Below are 226 nucleotides of genomic sequence, written 5' to 3' on the forward strand. Positions count from 1 at the left end.
TTATTAAGAACATCAAAGAGCAAGGGCTTGATGTAATTGGCATGGTTAAGAATTTAAAACAACGTTACCTTGTAGATGATAAGCGTGTCAGCTTAAAGGAACTCTACCGTTTGGCAGCACCTATTCAAGGAAGAACAGGGATTCTTCGCTCTATTCATACTACCCAAGCCAATGGAGTTCCGGTTAAAATGGTATTCGTTCAAATCCGTAATAAAAAGAGCGAATG

General features: G+C 38.9%; 1 pseudogene. It reads left to right on the plus strand.

From position 1 onward, the window contains the following. A pseudogene (locus M3226_RS32055) lies at positions 1-226 on the plus strand (IS4 family transposase); the annotation flags it as partial.

The organism is Neobacillus cucumis, assembly GCF_023715505.1.